Below are 13,652 nucleotides of genomic sequence, written 5' to 3' on the forward strand. Positions count from 1 at the left end.
CCATAATTAAGAAAAGTTGGTGTATAGGCAAGAATCTGCTGGCAATCATTTTGAAATAAAAGCTATCCTGCACGAATGCAGTTGCAAAACGATTGTCAACAGACCTAAGTTGTTTTCAATTCTTAATATCATTAGATCATCTCATACCCAGTAAATGCTGGAATTAAGAGATACATCATCTTATTAGAACTGAATACAAACCCCGTCTTACTAAAAATCGATGTAATACAGGCGTCCATTCCAACCGTCGTTTACTATAGGGGAATGACCTCTTCCAGACAACCCCCTATCTTTATTGGTACTCCTACATAACCTGCACTTTTTATTTATTGCTGTTGCAACTGCCCATAATTCTGGCCCCTTGAAACTCTTAAGGTGCCAGGCAAAATGCCTGGTTATACACAAGTACGATTGAGTAATTTGGCGATGTCTTTTGCAAAATAAGAAATAATTAAATCTGCACCTGCTCGTTGAATAGCTAATAAACTTTCAACCATTGCCTGTTCTTCATTAATCAAGCCTTGAGCAGCAGCATTTTTAAGCATGGAGTATTCTCCACTCACTTGATAAGCACCTAATGGCACTTCAGGAAATTGCTGTTTTATTCTGAAAATCACATCTAAATAATTCATCGCAGGTTTTACCATAAGCATGTCTGCGCCTTCAGCTAAATCAATTGCCGCTTCTCTGTAAGCTTCATTTGCATTGGCAGGATTCATCTGATAGGTTTTTCTGTCGCCAAACTTTGGGGCACCTTGTGCTGCCTCTCTGAAAGGGCCGTAGAAACTGGAGCTGTACTTAACTGCGTAACTTAAAATTGCAGTGTCAATATAACCAGCTTCATCCAACGCCTGGCGAATGGCGGCAACCATCCCATCCGTCATGCTGCTTGGTGCGACCCAATCAGCACCAGCTTGTGCATGACTAACAGCTTGTTGGGCTAGTAATGCTAAGGTTTTATCATTATCGATTTGTTCGCCTTTTAAGACGCCACAGTGTCCATGATCTGTATATTCACAAAAACAAACGTCAGTCACGATGAGCATATCTGAATTAACACTACGAATTTTACGAATAGCTTGTTGAATGATACCGTTATCGTGCAAGGAAGCGCTCCCTTGAGCGTCTTTATGCTCAGGAATCCCAAAGAGCAATACTGCAGGAATACCTAAGTTTGAAAGTTCCTCGATTTCTTCTGGCAAGCAATTTAAGCTCAATTGAAATTGGCCAGGCATGCTCTTAATTTCCCGTTTCGCAGCGAGGGTTTCACTAATGAATAAAGGTGCTATAAATTGCTGCAAATGCAAACGCGTTTCTTGTACCATACTCCGTGCTGCCGGTGTCTGTCGCAATCGCTTTAATCGTAAAGGTAGATCGTAGTTGGTCATTGTCTGTTAATCCTTGCGGTGAGTATAAAGTAAATCAATGCCACTACCAGCCAGGCTGGAGTTGACTTGGACACTAAAAAATTTGTTAAGTAAATAACTTAAAGTAACAACATTGCTATCTGTTTTTGCTAAACCATAGTTATAGCTTACATAGAGACGTTTGGATAAGGATTTTCCAACGACAACAGACGTTTTGTCCGTTATCTGGTTAGTTTTTTGGTCAAATTTAGGCGTGTTTTCCAGGTTTACATCGACTCCCAGGGTTTGCTTCAATTGCTCTACGAGTTGGGTGCCATTGGCTCCTGTGCCTAAATTCATAGAGGAGATAGCAGCAAGTAATAATTGGCCGCCTGCTTTATTGGCTTGATTAGCTGGTCTACCAAGAAGAATCATGGATAAAATATCTGCCTGTGAGAGAGTGCTGGGAATGGAAAACAGTTCTACTTTAGGTGATGTTAAACGACCAGTTACATCAATCCCTACAGTTGTTTTATTACCAAAATTCAGTGATTGCAAATTGGCATTATTAAAATCAAGTAATTGGTTTGAACCAGCAAAGCTATTGGTAGTATTTTTAAATTGACGAACGGCTCGAACGCGTATCCCAGGATTTAAAACAGAGCCACCAGTGAATATCAACTGACCTTGTGCGATTGCTAAATCTTGCCCATAAGCTTGATATTTACCTTCCTTAACATTGAGCTCTCCTGTCGCATTAAGAGGTTCTTGTGGTAGTTGATGCAAATGAATAGCGCCCGTTAAAAATCCTTTTAATCCTTTTACATTGAGAGATACATCATCCCCCATCTCCAAGCGTATATCTGTCTTTATATGTAGAGGGTTAACCGGGCGTTCGTTTCCTTCAAATACAACGTCTTCTGATAAGCTGACTGAGTTACTAAATGACTGTGGCTTAATTTGCGCTTTAGGAATAATTATGGTTCCTTTCACAGCAAGTGCTGCGGAAGTAAACTCAATAAGCAACTTTGGTGATATATTAATCAGATACTCAGGTGTGTTGAGCAAAGTAAAATCATTGCCATTTAAATGTACTAACCCTGTTACTTGGGGCGCAAAACTTCCTTGTCCTTTAAGCGTTAATATCTTCTCATTGGAGGTTAAAGAGCCATGAGCTTGCCAATGTTTATTGCGACTTTTTACCTCGAATTGGATGGCTTGAAAATCAAGACCTAAATTGGGTATCGATGCTCGGCCATTTTTTAAAATAATATTGCCTTCAATCATGGGCTTGGTAACCGTTCCTGTGGCTTTAAGAATGGCACTTAATTGCCCCTCTGGTTTAGCCAGTTCTGGACTAAAGCTTTGCAGAAAATTTAAAGTATTCACATCCAGGCGCAAATTTCCCTGAAGCGCCTGATTAGTTGATAAATCATTTAATTTGAATTGAGGCAATTTAAATTGAGCAGTCAGACTCTTATCTTTATCGATATTAATTAAACCATTTAAGATTAAATTTTGCGGAGTTAGTGAGGCTTTTAATTGTCCTCCCTGAAATTCCAGGCGAGATAATCCTTCTTCTTCAAGTTGATAATAACCAGGCTTAATTGTCAAATCCAAGGTGCCCATCATCACATTCGATAAAGAGGCATTAGCTGTAATAGTTGTGTTTAAGCCAGTTAGCGCTGGGTGCAGCATTTGTGGTTTTGGTAGTGTAGCGGTCGCTTGCCACTGATAAGGAGAGGTGCCTCGGATGTTAAACTCATTCATCCCTAAGCGAATACTTCCCTCTAGACGTTGATGTTGGTAATGAATATTGGCAAGTAGAGGAGCAGCAAAGTAGTTAGCAGACACTTGGGTATTCAAAGATAAATTAAGAAGAGATTCTCCAGTGAATTGTGCATCGGCTTTCAAGTCTTTAATAGCCAATGTTGAACCTTCTACCGGGATGGATTCTGCATGCAACATTCCTTTGATTTTTGCATTTAATGCTGCTTCATTGTAATCAATATTAAAGTTAAGATTAGCCTCTGGTAGTTTCACATGGCCTTCAGTACGAATCCCCTGGGTTTGGGTATGTGCTGTCACCGTCACGCTTGAGCTTAAAGGAGAACTAATTTGTGAATCAAATTTAATCACAATATTGGGAAGCTGTCCCTCCATCGTAATATGCCCTACGGGACTTTGAAATGTAGTTTGGTTATCTAACGGCCAGAGTAAATTTTGCCATTGGGTTTGAGCATGTAATTCTCGTCCATTTTTAAGAACGCCATTAAGATGGAGTTGAGTTGGTTGCTTAAAGTCACCTTGCCAATGATAGAGAAAAAAATCGCCACTTAATTGCAAGGTACCTTCTATCTGTGAAGGACTCTCCTGCTTACTTTTGAGTTTGAGCTCAGCTGATAATCCATAAGGCATCACTGGTTGGCCAGTGAATTTGGCACTGAAGTTAATTTTATCAAAATCAAAATTTAATTGATTAATTTGCCATTGGTGATTAGTCAGTTGCATCTGAAGTTTAACATTTTGAAACTGATGAGTGGTATTATCCTGAATAAATTGCATCTGATTAATCAAGACATTTTCAAGCGTTACATCGAATGGAAGTTTTGGCACAGCAAAGTCTGTTTTTCTCATGTTTTCTTCAGGTTTGCCGCCAGTTTTTTTTAGTTGTGCTTGCTTGATTGTTAAGTTTTCAATGGTTAATTTATGCCGTAAAAATGCCATGGGTTGCCATTTTAAATGGAGTTCTTTTAGCACGACATTCATGGTTTCATCATGATAACTTAAGTAGTCCAAAGAACATTGGCTGATTAGCCGACCGTGAACTTTTTCAACATATAGTGTACCTGGCAATAAATAACTTGCTAATTTGAGCGTCAATGATAAACCTGGGCTTGTGGTAGCCAGGAAAATAACCACCGCAGTTAATACAGCAAAAACCAGCGCCAGTTTATACATGACGAATTTAAAAATTTTAATAAAAGCGCGCATGTTATAAGTCAGGACCCATATTAATGACGAGCCTTGGACCTTTGTCACTTCGATTGAATTGATGATCTATCGCTTGTGCAACTCCTATTTTAATAGGACCCACTGGAGAAACCCACATAAGACCAATACCAACGTCATTTTTTAAATTCTTGGATATTGGCATGTAAACATCCCCACTGTCAAAAAAACCAACAAAATACCAATGCTCAACGGTTTCTTTTTGAATTTCGAAACCATTAAATGTTAAAACTTTTCCCGGGCCAAGTGAATTGTAGCTATAGGCTTTAAGGTTATCCGAACCACCTAGTAAAAAAGCCAAAGATAAAGGCATTTGATTAATATCATGAATTGCCGTGATTCCTTGAATGGAGTGAAAATAAAAACGAGTACGTATCGGTTCTATAGTCAATGCAGCTTTAATATTAATAGATGTTTGAGCAAAATCGATATCTGACAATGTTCTTCTGCTAGCACCCAAGGCATTAATAGTGACATTGTACCCAGTCGGGGAAAAAAGAGTACTATCATTTTTTAACCAGGTGAAACTTGCTTTGGGGAAGATGGTATTTTTCTCTTCTCGTGGCTGGGAAGAATAGGTGTAACGTTCATAGAGTCCATTGATTGATAAACTGCGTTGAAATCGAGGCTTGGTATGTTGTTGGGCGATGGAAGTCAAAACAGAATTACTTGCGCCACTGTTGTAATCTAAGTGAGCAAGGTTAGCAGTGATATTATATTGATCAGTAACTGGGTTGGTACCTGGAATGACGTATTGTGCTTGCAGGGCATTTTCTTTAAAAGAACCCAATGCGACAGCATTAAATTTATGGCCGGCGGGATTAACTGGTACGACATGGTAACCTAAACGCCCGCGTATCCCTGTATCTGTGCCATAACCAACACCTAAAGAATAATTAAATCTTGCTGTAGGTTGTAAGTGCACATCCACCGGAATAGAACGAGAACTATCGAGCTGTGGTTTAATAGAAACATTGTTGAAATAACCGCTGAAAGCCAGTTGATTATTTAAAGTAAGAATCTGATCAGTCGAATAGGGTTGGCCATGTTTAAAGGGTATATAGCGTCGCAATAAATCAGGTGAAATATAGGTCGGATCAAATTGGACTTGTCCAAAATAAAATTGTGGCCCTGTATCCAGTATGAGGCTGATAGATGCTGTATCGTAATGAGGATGAATCAAAATTTCTGATTTTTCAAATGCTGCACGCATAAAACCTTGATGTTCAGCAGCATTCAAAAGATTTTGTTTAATCTCTTCATATTTTATTGTATTTAAAGGGTCTCCTTTTTTAATAGGTAAAGGTTCCAGGACTTTTTTAATGACACTATTACTGGCTCCCTCACCTTTAATCTCTATGCGAATGTCTGAAATTAATACTTGAGAGCCTGGAGCAATAGCAATGCGTAAAGGCTGACGATTGATGAGGTTAATTTGTGGTTTAAAATAACCATAGGGTTCCATGGCTTTTGCAATTTGCAGACTAAGTTCCTCATTTGTTATGTGGTCGAGCGGTCTGTCTTTTGCAAGTTCAGTTAAACGAGCCTCAATATTTGCTGCAATCTTTTTTTTCACACCGGTTATCTGCATTGTCGGAGTGGTTGCCGCAATAAGTAAAACAGAGCCGATTGTTAGCAAGAGTAGGCGTAATTTTTTTTTCATAGTACTACAACAGAAATAGACATAATGAAAACAACGCTGTTATCCGGGAAGCCTTTCCGTATTATACCGCATTTATGTGGACTGTTTTGCTATTTAAAATTTTAATTATCAGCATGAAATGCCTCTAATGACTTTAAGCGATAAAGCACGTCTAACGCTTCTCTTGGCGATAAACTATCAACATCAATTTTTGCTAGCTCAGTCAGAAGAGGGGAGTGCAATTTTATTACCGGTGCGGGCAACTCCTGTTTCTCAGTTTGTTGTACAAGATTTAAATGCTCAGAGGCTATTTCCAGTACTTTCTTAGGAATTCCTGCAAGCTGGGCAACTTCTAAACCATAGCTGCGATCGGCAGCGCCTTCTTCAACGCGATATAGAAAAACGATACGACCAGAAGCTAACGTTGCTTGTACATGAATGTTTCTTATACAGGAAAAATGGTTAGGCAGGTTTGTCAGTTCAAAATAATGAGTAGAGAACAGGGTATAAGCATTAATCGTATTGGCCAAATATGCACACGTAGCATAAGCTAGCGCCATGCCATCATAGGTGCTAGTTCCTCTGCCGATTTCATCGATAAGAACCAGACTTTTATTGGTTGCTTGACGTAGAATATGCGCTGTTTCTGTCATTTCTACCATAAAGGTAGAGCGACCCGAGGCCAGATCATCACTTGCGCCGATACGTGTAAATATTTTATCGATGGGGCCTATCTGAGCTTGAGTAGCAGGTACATAACTTCCAATGTGTGCCAAGAGAACAATCAAGGCATTTTGGCGCATATAGGTTGATTTGCCACCCATATTGGGGCCAGTCATTAATACAATATTCTGTGTTCGGTCTAAATCCAGATTATTAGCCACAAATTGCTCTTGTAGAACTTGCTCTACTACCGGATGACGGCCTGCCTTAATATGGATGCCAGGGGTTGATACCAGTTGCGGCTGACACCAATTCAAACATTGCGCTCGTTCAGCAAAATTGGCCAAGACATCAATTTCGGCAAGAGCATGAGCAAGTTCAGTAAGAGGATTAATAAATTGAAGTACTTCTTCTAGCAGGCTCTCATAGAGCCATTTTTCTCGAGCCAGGGCCTTTACCTGGGCTGATAACACTTTTTCCTCAAATATTTTCAATTCTGGTGTGATATAGCGTTCGACATTTTTTAACGTTTGCTTTCGCTGATAATGAACTGGCGCCTTTTCAGCTTGAGTGCGAGATAATTCAATATAGTAGCCTTGCACTCGGTTATAACCAAATTTTAAAGAGGACAGGCCACAGTGTTGCTTCTCAGCATTCTCAAGTTCAATGAGTTTATCTGTTGCATTGTCATTTAATGCCCTTAATTCATCCAGTTCTTCATCAAAGCCAGGGGCAATAACCCCGCCGTCACGAATTAACATGGGTGGATTGTCAACGAGCGCTGAGGTTAACAAATCATTTAAAACAGGTAACGGTATTAGCTTGGATGCTAATTGCTTTGTTAAACAAGCATGATTTTCACAAAGAATTTCATTCAACTCTGGCAATCGTGCCAGGGTTTCTCGCAATTGAACCAAATCACGTGGCCTTGCCGATTTTAAGGCAATACGAGACACAATACGCTCAACATCACACACTTGACGTAATAAGGAGTAAAGTCTGGTATCTTGTTTTTTTTCTATTAATTCAGCAACAGAGAGCTGTCTTTGCTCAATAAGATGATGTTGACTTAATGGTCTGCCAAGCCATCTTTTTAAAAGGCGGCTACCCATCGCACAGGCCGTATGATCGAGCACTGCCAATAAGCTATTTTCCCGTCCACCCTGATAGTTTTCAAATAACTCCAAATGTTTTTGTGTTGATGCATCAAGCTGTAGATAATCAGCATTTTGTTCCAGAGTAAGTTGGGTTAGATGAGGAAGCGATTGCCGTTGAGTGGTATGGAGATAAGTTAATAAACAGCCAGCCGCCAATAATGCAACACCGTAGTCTTTTTCGCCCAATCCTGCCAGACTACTGACTGCAAATTGCTCGCGAAGTAATTGGCTGGAGCGCTGATATTCAAATTCCCAGTCAGGTCGTATTTTAATAGTATATTGGTCGCGTAATATCGTTAAGGAGAGCGAGTTTGGCAGTAAAATTTCCGCAGGTTGAAGACGATTAATCTCCGCAATTAACGGCGCATCTTCATTGACTTGTAGTAGATGAAAACGCCCGCCACTTAAATCCACCCAAGCTAATCCATATTGTTTAGCTTGCTGGAAAATAGCAAGCAAAATATTATCCTTTCGGGCATCCAGTAATGCTTCGTCGGTGACGGTGCCAGGAGTAATGATGCGCGTAACTTGACGCTCGACAGGGCCTTTACTGGTGGCAGGATCGCCAATTTGCTCACAAATAGCGACTGATTCTCCTTTTTTAAGTAGCCGTGCCAAATAATTTTCTACGGCGTGATAAGGAACACCGGCCATGGGGATTGGTTTATCGGCTGATTGCCCTCGGTGGGTCAAGGTTAAATCAAGTAATTGAGCTGCACGTTTTGCATCATCATAAAAGAGCTCGTAAAAATCACCCATGCGGTAGAAGAGAAGCATATCGGGATATTCAGATTTAATGCGCAGATATTGCTGCATCATGGGGGTATGCGTTACAGACATGGATAATTCTAATGCAAAAAATTTTAAGAATTTTAACAAATGCGTTTATCTAAGTCAGTAAAATTGAGCAACGTCATTTTAACAAATAACCTGACTTTAACCTTTGCTCATTCCAAATAAGAAGATCAATCTCCTAAAGTTTCGTTTTAAAAAAATAACAAAATGAGTAAAAATTAATCATATAAGGCAAATGGGAGTTACTATGAAAGGGCGAAATGAATTTAAGTCAGGAGCTATTCCTTCCATATTCCATCATGTTTGGGTAGGTGGTGAAATTGAAGAAGGGGACCTTGAGTCTATTATCAAATTATCAAGGGCAAGTCGTTCCTCAGGTTTTAAAACTGTTCTATGGACTGACGATGAAAAGCATATTCAGAAAACATTCGATGAAATGACTCTTAAGGAAGGTAGCGGCAATATCGATGCTACTCTTAGAAGTCTCAATGTCGAAGTTCGAAATATTAATACCTTACTTGAAAATCTAAAAACCAATCCTATTTTTTCCAACAAAGAAACGAATGATTTAATCATCAATACAATACGAGAAGCTATTGGCCATCGAAATTTGGCTTCTGTCAGCGATTTAGTACGCTATTGCGCTCTTTATTATGAAGGCGGTTATTATCTAGATACCGATTTGCGCCCTCAACTTACCAAAGATACAAAATTTAAGGCAGATGAACCTGCACTTGGTTTTGTTGGAAAATTTTCTCCAACATTAGAGGGCTATCAAGACTTATTAAGAAGAATGGGTAGACCTTATAAAGTGGATAATGTCGCGGGTAATAACGATGCTTTTGGTGCGATTTCAAAGCATCCTATTTTACGCGTAGCAATAAAAAAGACATTAACCACTTACGCCAAATTCGATGCAGAACGAACACTTCTAACTGACTTGGATTTCTTTCCGGATAGAATCGAGGCAAGCAATATTATTTTAAATGCTTTCGATAAAGATTTTTTAGACAGATTATCAAATGAAAGGAATAAATTGCTTAAAACCAAGTTCATCAATGCGCTACTGGATATTAGTTTTAATTTGCGTCTGTTAAACAATAGAAAAGCACAAACGCCAGCACAACAAGATGATATTAATCACAAGAAAGCAGCGTTAATAAAATCTTCTGAAAAACTGATTGAAGACACCAGTCATGCGCTAGGTTTAAATCCTGTAAATTCCGATGTAGGAAAAACAAGCCAAATGCTTCTTAAATATATTAATTTGAAGGTCAAAGAACATCAAAAACAATTTGGCTTTGGTTATGAAAACGCTACCGAGATGGATGCAAAACGCTATCCTTTCCAGGTAGGCACAATCGATAAATATAACAAAAGAAGGTCGCATACCATAAAGACAGCAATCTATTCACTTTGCGATGCGATAGCGGAGTTTCTACTGTATAACGACAAAAAAGGTAGTTCTACTTATTCTGAGAAAGAAATGGCAACATTCCCTGTTGAAACATTCACGGGCTCTAAATTTAAAGAAAATGTTCGCGAACTATCTGCTTCTGCAGATGATGAGGAAATAACCCTGGCAGGATGCACGATAAAGTTTCACTATGCGAATTCCTGGGTTAAAGCTAAAGAAAAAAAACCAGTTTCATATGATGATAGTGTACTGCCCTACAAGACAAAACAGGCCTTTTTTAATACAACTGTCAGCAAAGTATCTAAAGCAAAGGATATGGAGAAGTCAGAACTAACGTCAACAATGGGAATGTAACGAAATAAAAGGATGGTTTTAATCGGGAAGTTTTGATAAGACCATCCGCCTCTGATTTGTAAATACTTTATTTTTAACTATAGTTAAATTACCGCTCACGTAGCCAGGAATACAAGGAGACGTTATGGCTCACGAAAAATATAAAACTTGCATTGATGCCTGCAATGATTGCGTAAGTGAATGTGAACATTGCGCTACTGCTTGCCTTGGAGAGCAAGACGTCGATAAGTTAACTCATTGTATTCAGCTTGATCGGGATTGTGCAGATTCTTGTCGATTAGCTGTGCAACTTATGGCACGGGATTCAGAATTTGCTTCTCGTTTTTGTGAGCTTTGTGCAGAAATCTGCAGATTTTGTGGTGATGAGTGTGCCAAACATAAATCGATGGAACACTGTCGACGTTGTGCTGAAGCATGTTATCGTTGTGCAGACGAATGCCTTAAGATGTCACTATGAATAATATGGTAACCGTTTTCATTACTAAATTTACGGGTTGCATTAAGTGCTTCCCGTATGTTGTAAAATGATGGTTTATCGTTTGAGCTTTCCTTTCGCCTTCTAAACTTACATGCCCAATTCAATTGTTGTATCGACTGTCTCGGAGCTAATCTTCTTTTCTGCCTTAAGCAGACATGTAAGCAAAAAGTCATTAGATCCCAAAGATGGCATATTTACATTCGCGATTGAAAAAAAGCTAATCGAAACAGGCAACGACTTTATAGAGTGCTTTTCGCAGGTGGCTATAATTGTTCGCCTTAATTGTTCAATATGATCTAGCACCCGTTTGCGTCGATTTTGATGATAATCACTAGGGCCTTTATTCAATACCTCCAGATGAAATGCACATTCCTTTAAAGTTTGAAGAATAAGCTTTTCTTTCTGGGCAACAAGAGAGCTGGCGGGCGTTAGCTGAATAGGCAGGTAACTTGGGGGTAGAGTTTCGACCACTTTTTTGGAAAAATAAAGCGCCATATAATAACGAAATTGATTGAGAGGATCGTCGTTATGGGAAACATCCAGCAATTGGATTTCTTCCAATTTGTCATAAATATTCTGTATTAACAACATAGCTTCAGTTAATGTCTGCTCAAACCTTCCCTTGGTATAGTTTTTGAGGTTACTTGCTGTTTTCATACATTCTGCAATAAGAGATTTTAACAAGTGACAACTTTCCAGGTCGCAGCCCCTACCAGTCACTTGATGTAGTTTTAACAATAGATGCTCAGTCAATGCCTGTCTGGATTCTGATAATTCTGTACTCCCTAGTTTAAACAAGCGCAGCAGCTCATTGGATGTGCTAAAATCCGAAGCGGATGATCTGTTTTTATACGAGTTTATTTTATCTACGAGGAATTTTTTTACTAGGTCAAGAAATATAGTTTTTCTTTTTATGTCATAAATTTGTTTAAAGGTTGCTTCTGTAATAGGTACATCTATAGGGGCTTTATAACCTCGGTTTACTAATGTTTGTGTCAATTGTAAAAAATGCTGATAACCAGTAATGTGCCTTGAACCATCACCTTTTTCTATCCATGCTAACAAGTAGTCAGCACTTCTCATCAGTGGTTGATTAGTTTTCTTCAACCAACTCTCAAAACGATTGGCAACCTTTCTATTCGCAAAATCTTCTGCTGAAATTGGCACATCGATAGCAGTTTTATAACCTAATGCTGCTACTTCTTGTGCTAAAGCTAAAAAATCGTCGTACTCTTCTATTCCCCTAGAGTTGTCATCACTATCCAGCCAATCAAATAACAGCTCCATATCTGATTGGTTGAATTGGTTCTTACTATGCACCCAAAGATCAAATTCATTGGCTAACTTTATAAATTGGAATGTTTTTTTAGTTGAATCATGATTTGATGAACCCGGCATTTTTTATCTCAAGGCTTAAAAATTCAGTAATTATACACTTGCGCTTTTAAATGGTCATCCTTGCAGCATTCCAGGACTAAGAAACTCTGCCAGCTTGCTGTGTAATGCGAGTTTTCCATTATATGTTCAATTCGATTGTTAAAGTTGTACCAGTATCTCGGAGCTAATTTCCTTATTGAAACGCTTCTAGAACAAGACACCTGTTTCAATAAGCAGCCGTCCTTGTGAATGGTTTGTACCATCCTGCCCAAAGGCTGAACCCGCAGTAATATTATCCGCCACTACAAGGGACGCCTCCCCGCGCGCAAAAAAGATGCCGCGCTGATAGGTTGGTGTTAGCGTTAGCGACCAGGCATTACTCCCAGGACCATAAGTCACGTTGGTCCCTCCTGTTGTATCAATGTATTCGGCGCGACCAGTGATGCTCCAATAGGTGTTGAAAGCAAATTTTGTTGCTAAGGCAACGCCAAAAGTCGATGCCGAGTTCAGTCCAATATTTAGATCTTTAGGGATATGAGTAAATTGTAAGGTAGGGCTTATCGTCAATCGGTCGAAAGTATAAGAATAGACTAAATCATAAATCTGACTGTTATTCTGTGCTAATGGCGTCACAACACTAGATTTATCATCATGTTTGATATTGCCGGAAGCAATTACGCTTAAGCTATTTTTTGCATTAATAGTATAAATCAATAGACCAGAAAGCCAGTTAAGCTGCCCAGAATAAAAGCCGTCGTTTAAAGAAACCGACGCACTGACAGGCCCTGGGTTGTAGTTCACTTGCACACCGCGATTTACCTCATTAGTCTGATTCCACAGCAATCCACGCTCAATATTAAAATTTTGGAAGGTAAAGCTATTTTCAGCGCCGATAAGAGTGAATAATTTGCCCGCCATTATTGAAAAATTACCACTGGGCGCCAATTTGATAAATGCCACTGGCACGGGACCGAAAAAATTATGAGTTGTATCATCCATGCGCAGATAAGAGGTGCCAAGAGATGGAAAAGAATAGCCCCCTGCCTGAACATAAAACTGTAACAAACCTTTGGTATTCTGAATAAATAGCTGCCCATTATCTAAATCTAGCAGTGAGTTGGAATTTCCCGCTATAGGATTATTCTGCCACAGACCAAGACCGCTTATGACGCCATTGATATAAATCTTTTCGAGTAGTCCAGCTTCAATATCAAACGGATGAGAATTAACAACAAGTGGACCTGTCGTAGCGGGGTAGGGTAAAGTTGAAGTCGTCGTTTTAGCTTTTGCAGTTTGCCCAAAGCCTGGCACTATTAGAACGATAGAAGTTGCATAAAGGAAAATTTGAATAGATTTTTTCATATTCGTTCTAGAGTTTAGCCTCCAAGCTAGACTTAATTGACACTGGACC

General features: G+C 39.3%; 8 protein-coding genes. 2 read left to right on the plus strand and 6 right to left on the minus strand.

What is annotated here, in order from left to right; translation table 11 throughout:
- Positions 1 to 395: 395 nt before the first annotated feature.
- The 4 genes from hemB to mutS all read right to left on the minus strand — a co-directional run bounded on the left by hemB (position 396) and on the right by mutS (position 8,660).
- Positions 396 to 1,388 (minus strand): porphobilinogen synthase, encoded by a 993-nt coding sequence (gene hemB, locus PXX05_RS02755; RefSeq protein ID WP_275089526.1) that lies wholly within the window; start codon positions 1,386 to 1,388, stop codon positions 396 to 398.
- A 6-nt stretch (positions 1,389 to 1,394) separates the two neighbouring features.
- Complete coding sequence (locus PXX05_RS02760; protein ID WP_275089527.1) at positions 1,395 to 4,307, minus strand: translocation/assembly module TamB domain-containing protein; 2,913 nt, start codon at positions 4,305 to 4,307, stop codon at positions 1,395 to 1,397.
- A gap of 34 nt (positions 4,308 to 4,341) precedes the next feature.
- Positions 4,342 to 6,021 (minus strand): autotransporter assembly complex protein TamA, encoded by a 1,680-nt coding sequence (locus PXX05_RS02765; protein ID WP_275089528.1) that lies wholly within the window; start codon positions 6,019 to 6,021, stop codon positions 4,342 to 4,344.
- A gap of 101 nt (positions 6,022 to 6,122) precedes the next feature.
- On the minus strand, positions 6,123 to 8,660 hold the full coding sequence (gene mutS / locus PXX05_RS02770; protein ID WP_275089529.1) for a DNA mismatch repair protein MutS: 2,538 nt from the start codon (positions 8,658 to 8,660) through the stop codon (positions 6,123 to 6,125).
- Between the two features lie 202 nt (positions 8,661 to 8,862).
- Between mutS and PXX05_RS02775 the strand changes: the two genes are divergently transcribed.
- Both PXX05_RS02775 and PXX05_RS02780 read left to right on the plus strand, forming a co-directional pair.
- Positions 8,863 to 10,386 (plus strand): TcdA/TcdB catalytic glycosyltransferase domain-containing protein, encoded by a 1,524-nt coding sequence (locus tag PXX05_RS02775; RefSeq protein WP_275089530.1) that lies wholly within the window; start codon positions 8,863 to 8,865, stop codon positions 10,384 to 10,386.
- 124 nt (positions 10,387 to 10,510) lie between these two features.
- A complete protein-coding gene (locus PXX05_RS02780) occupies positions 10,511 to 10,843 on the plus strand; it encodes a four-helix bundle copper-binding protein (protein WP_275089531.1) in 333 nt (110 codons plus the stop codon).
- A gap of 108 nt (positions 10,844 to 10,951) precedes the next feature.
- On the opposite strand, the gene PXX05_RS02785 is transcribed toward PXX05_RS02780, so the two are convergent.
- Positions 10,952 to 12,262 carry a hypothetical protein gene (locus PXX05_RS02785; protein ID WP_275089532.1) on the minus strand — a complete coding sequence of 437 codons (1,311 nt, stop codon included), beginning with the start codon at positions 12,260 to 12,262 and terminating at the stop codon, positions 10,952 to 10,954.
- A gap of 186 nt (positions 12,263 to 12,448) precedes the next feature.
- Positions 12,449 to 13,603 (minus strand): outer membrane beta-barrel protein, encoded by a 1,155-nt coding sequence (locus tag PXX05_RS02790; RefSeq protein ID WP_275089533.1) that lies wholly within the window; start codon positions 13,601 to 13,603, stop codon positions 12,449 to 12,451.
- Positions 13,604 to 13,652: the final 49 nt, after the last annotated feature.

Source organism: Legionella cardiaca (assembly GCF_029026145.1).
Classification (GTDB): domain Bacteria; phylum Pseudomonadota; class Gammaproteobacteria; order Legionellales; family Legionellaceae; genus Tatlockia; species Tatlockia cardiaca.

Coding starts and splice junctions, on each gene's coding strand:
- mutS (WP_275089529.1), bottom strand. CDS start 8,660: ATGTCTGTAACGCATACCCCCATGATGCAGCAATATCTGCGCATTAAA.
- PXX05_RS02785 (WP_275089532.1), bottom strand. CDS start 12,262: ATGCCGGGTTCATCAAATCATGATTCAACTAAAAAAACATTCCAATTT.
- PXX05_RS02760 (WP_275089527.1), bottom strand. CDS start 4,307: ATGTATAAACTGGCGCTGGTTTTTGCTGTATTAACTGCGGTGGTTATT.
- hemB (WP_275089526.1), bottom strand. CDS start 1,388: ATGACCAACTACGATCTACCTTTACGATTAAAGCGATTGCGACAGACA.
- PXX05_RS02780 (WP_275089531.1), top strand. CDS start 10,511: ATGGCTCACGAAAAATATAAAACTTGCATTGATGCCTGCAATGATTGC.
- PXX05_RS02775 (WP_275089530.1), top strand. CDS start 8,863: ATGAAAGGGCGAAATGAATTTAAGTCAGGAGCTATTCCTTCCATATTC.
- PXX05_RS02790 (WP_275089533.1), bottom strand. CDS start 13,603: ATGAAAAAATCTATTCAAATTTTCCTTTATGCAACTTCTATCGTTCTA.
- PXX05_RS02765 (WP_275089528.1), bottom strand. CDS start 6,021: ATGAAAAAAAAATTACGCCTACTCTTGCTAACAATCGGCTCTGTTTTA.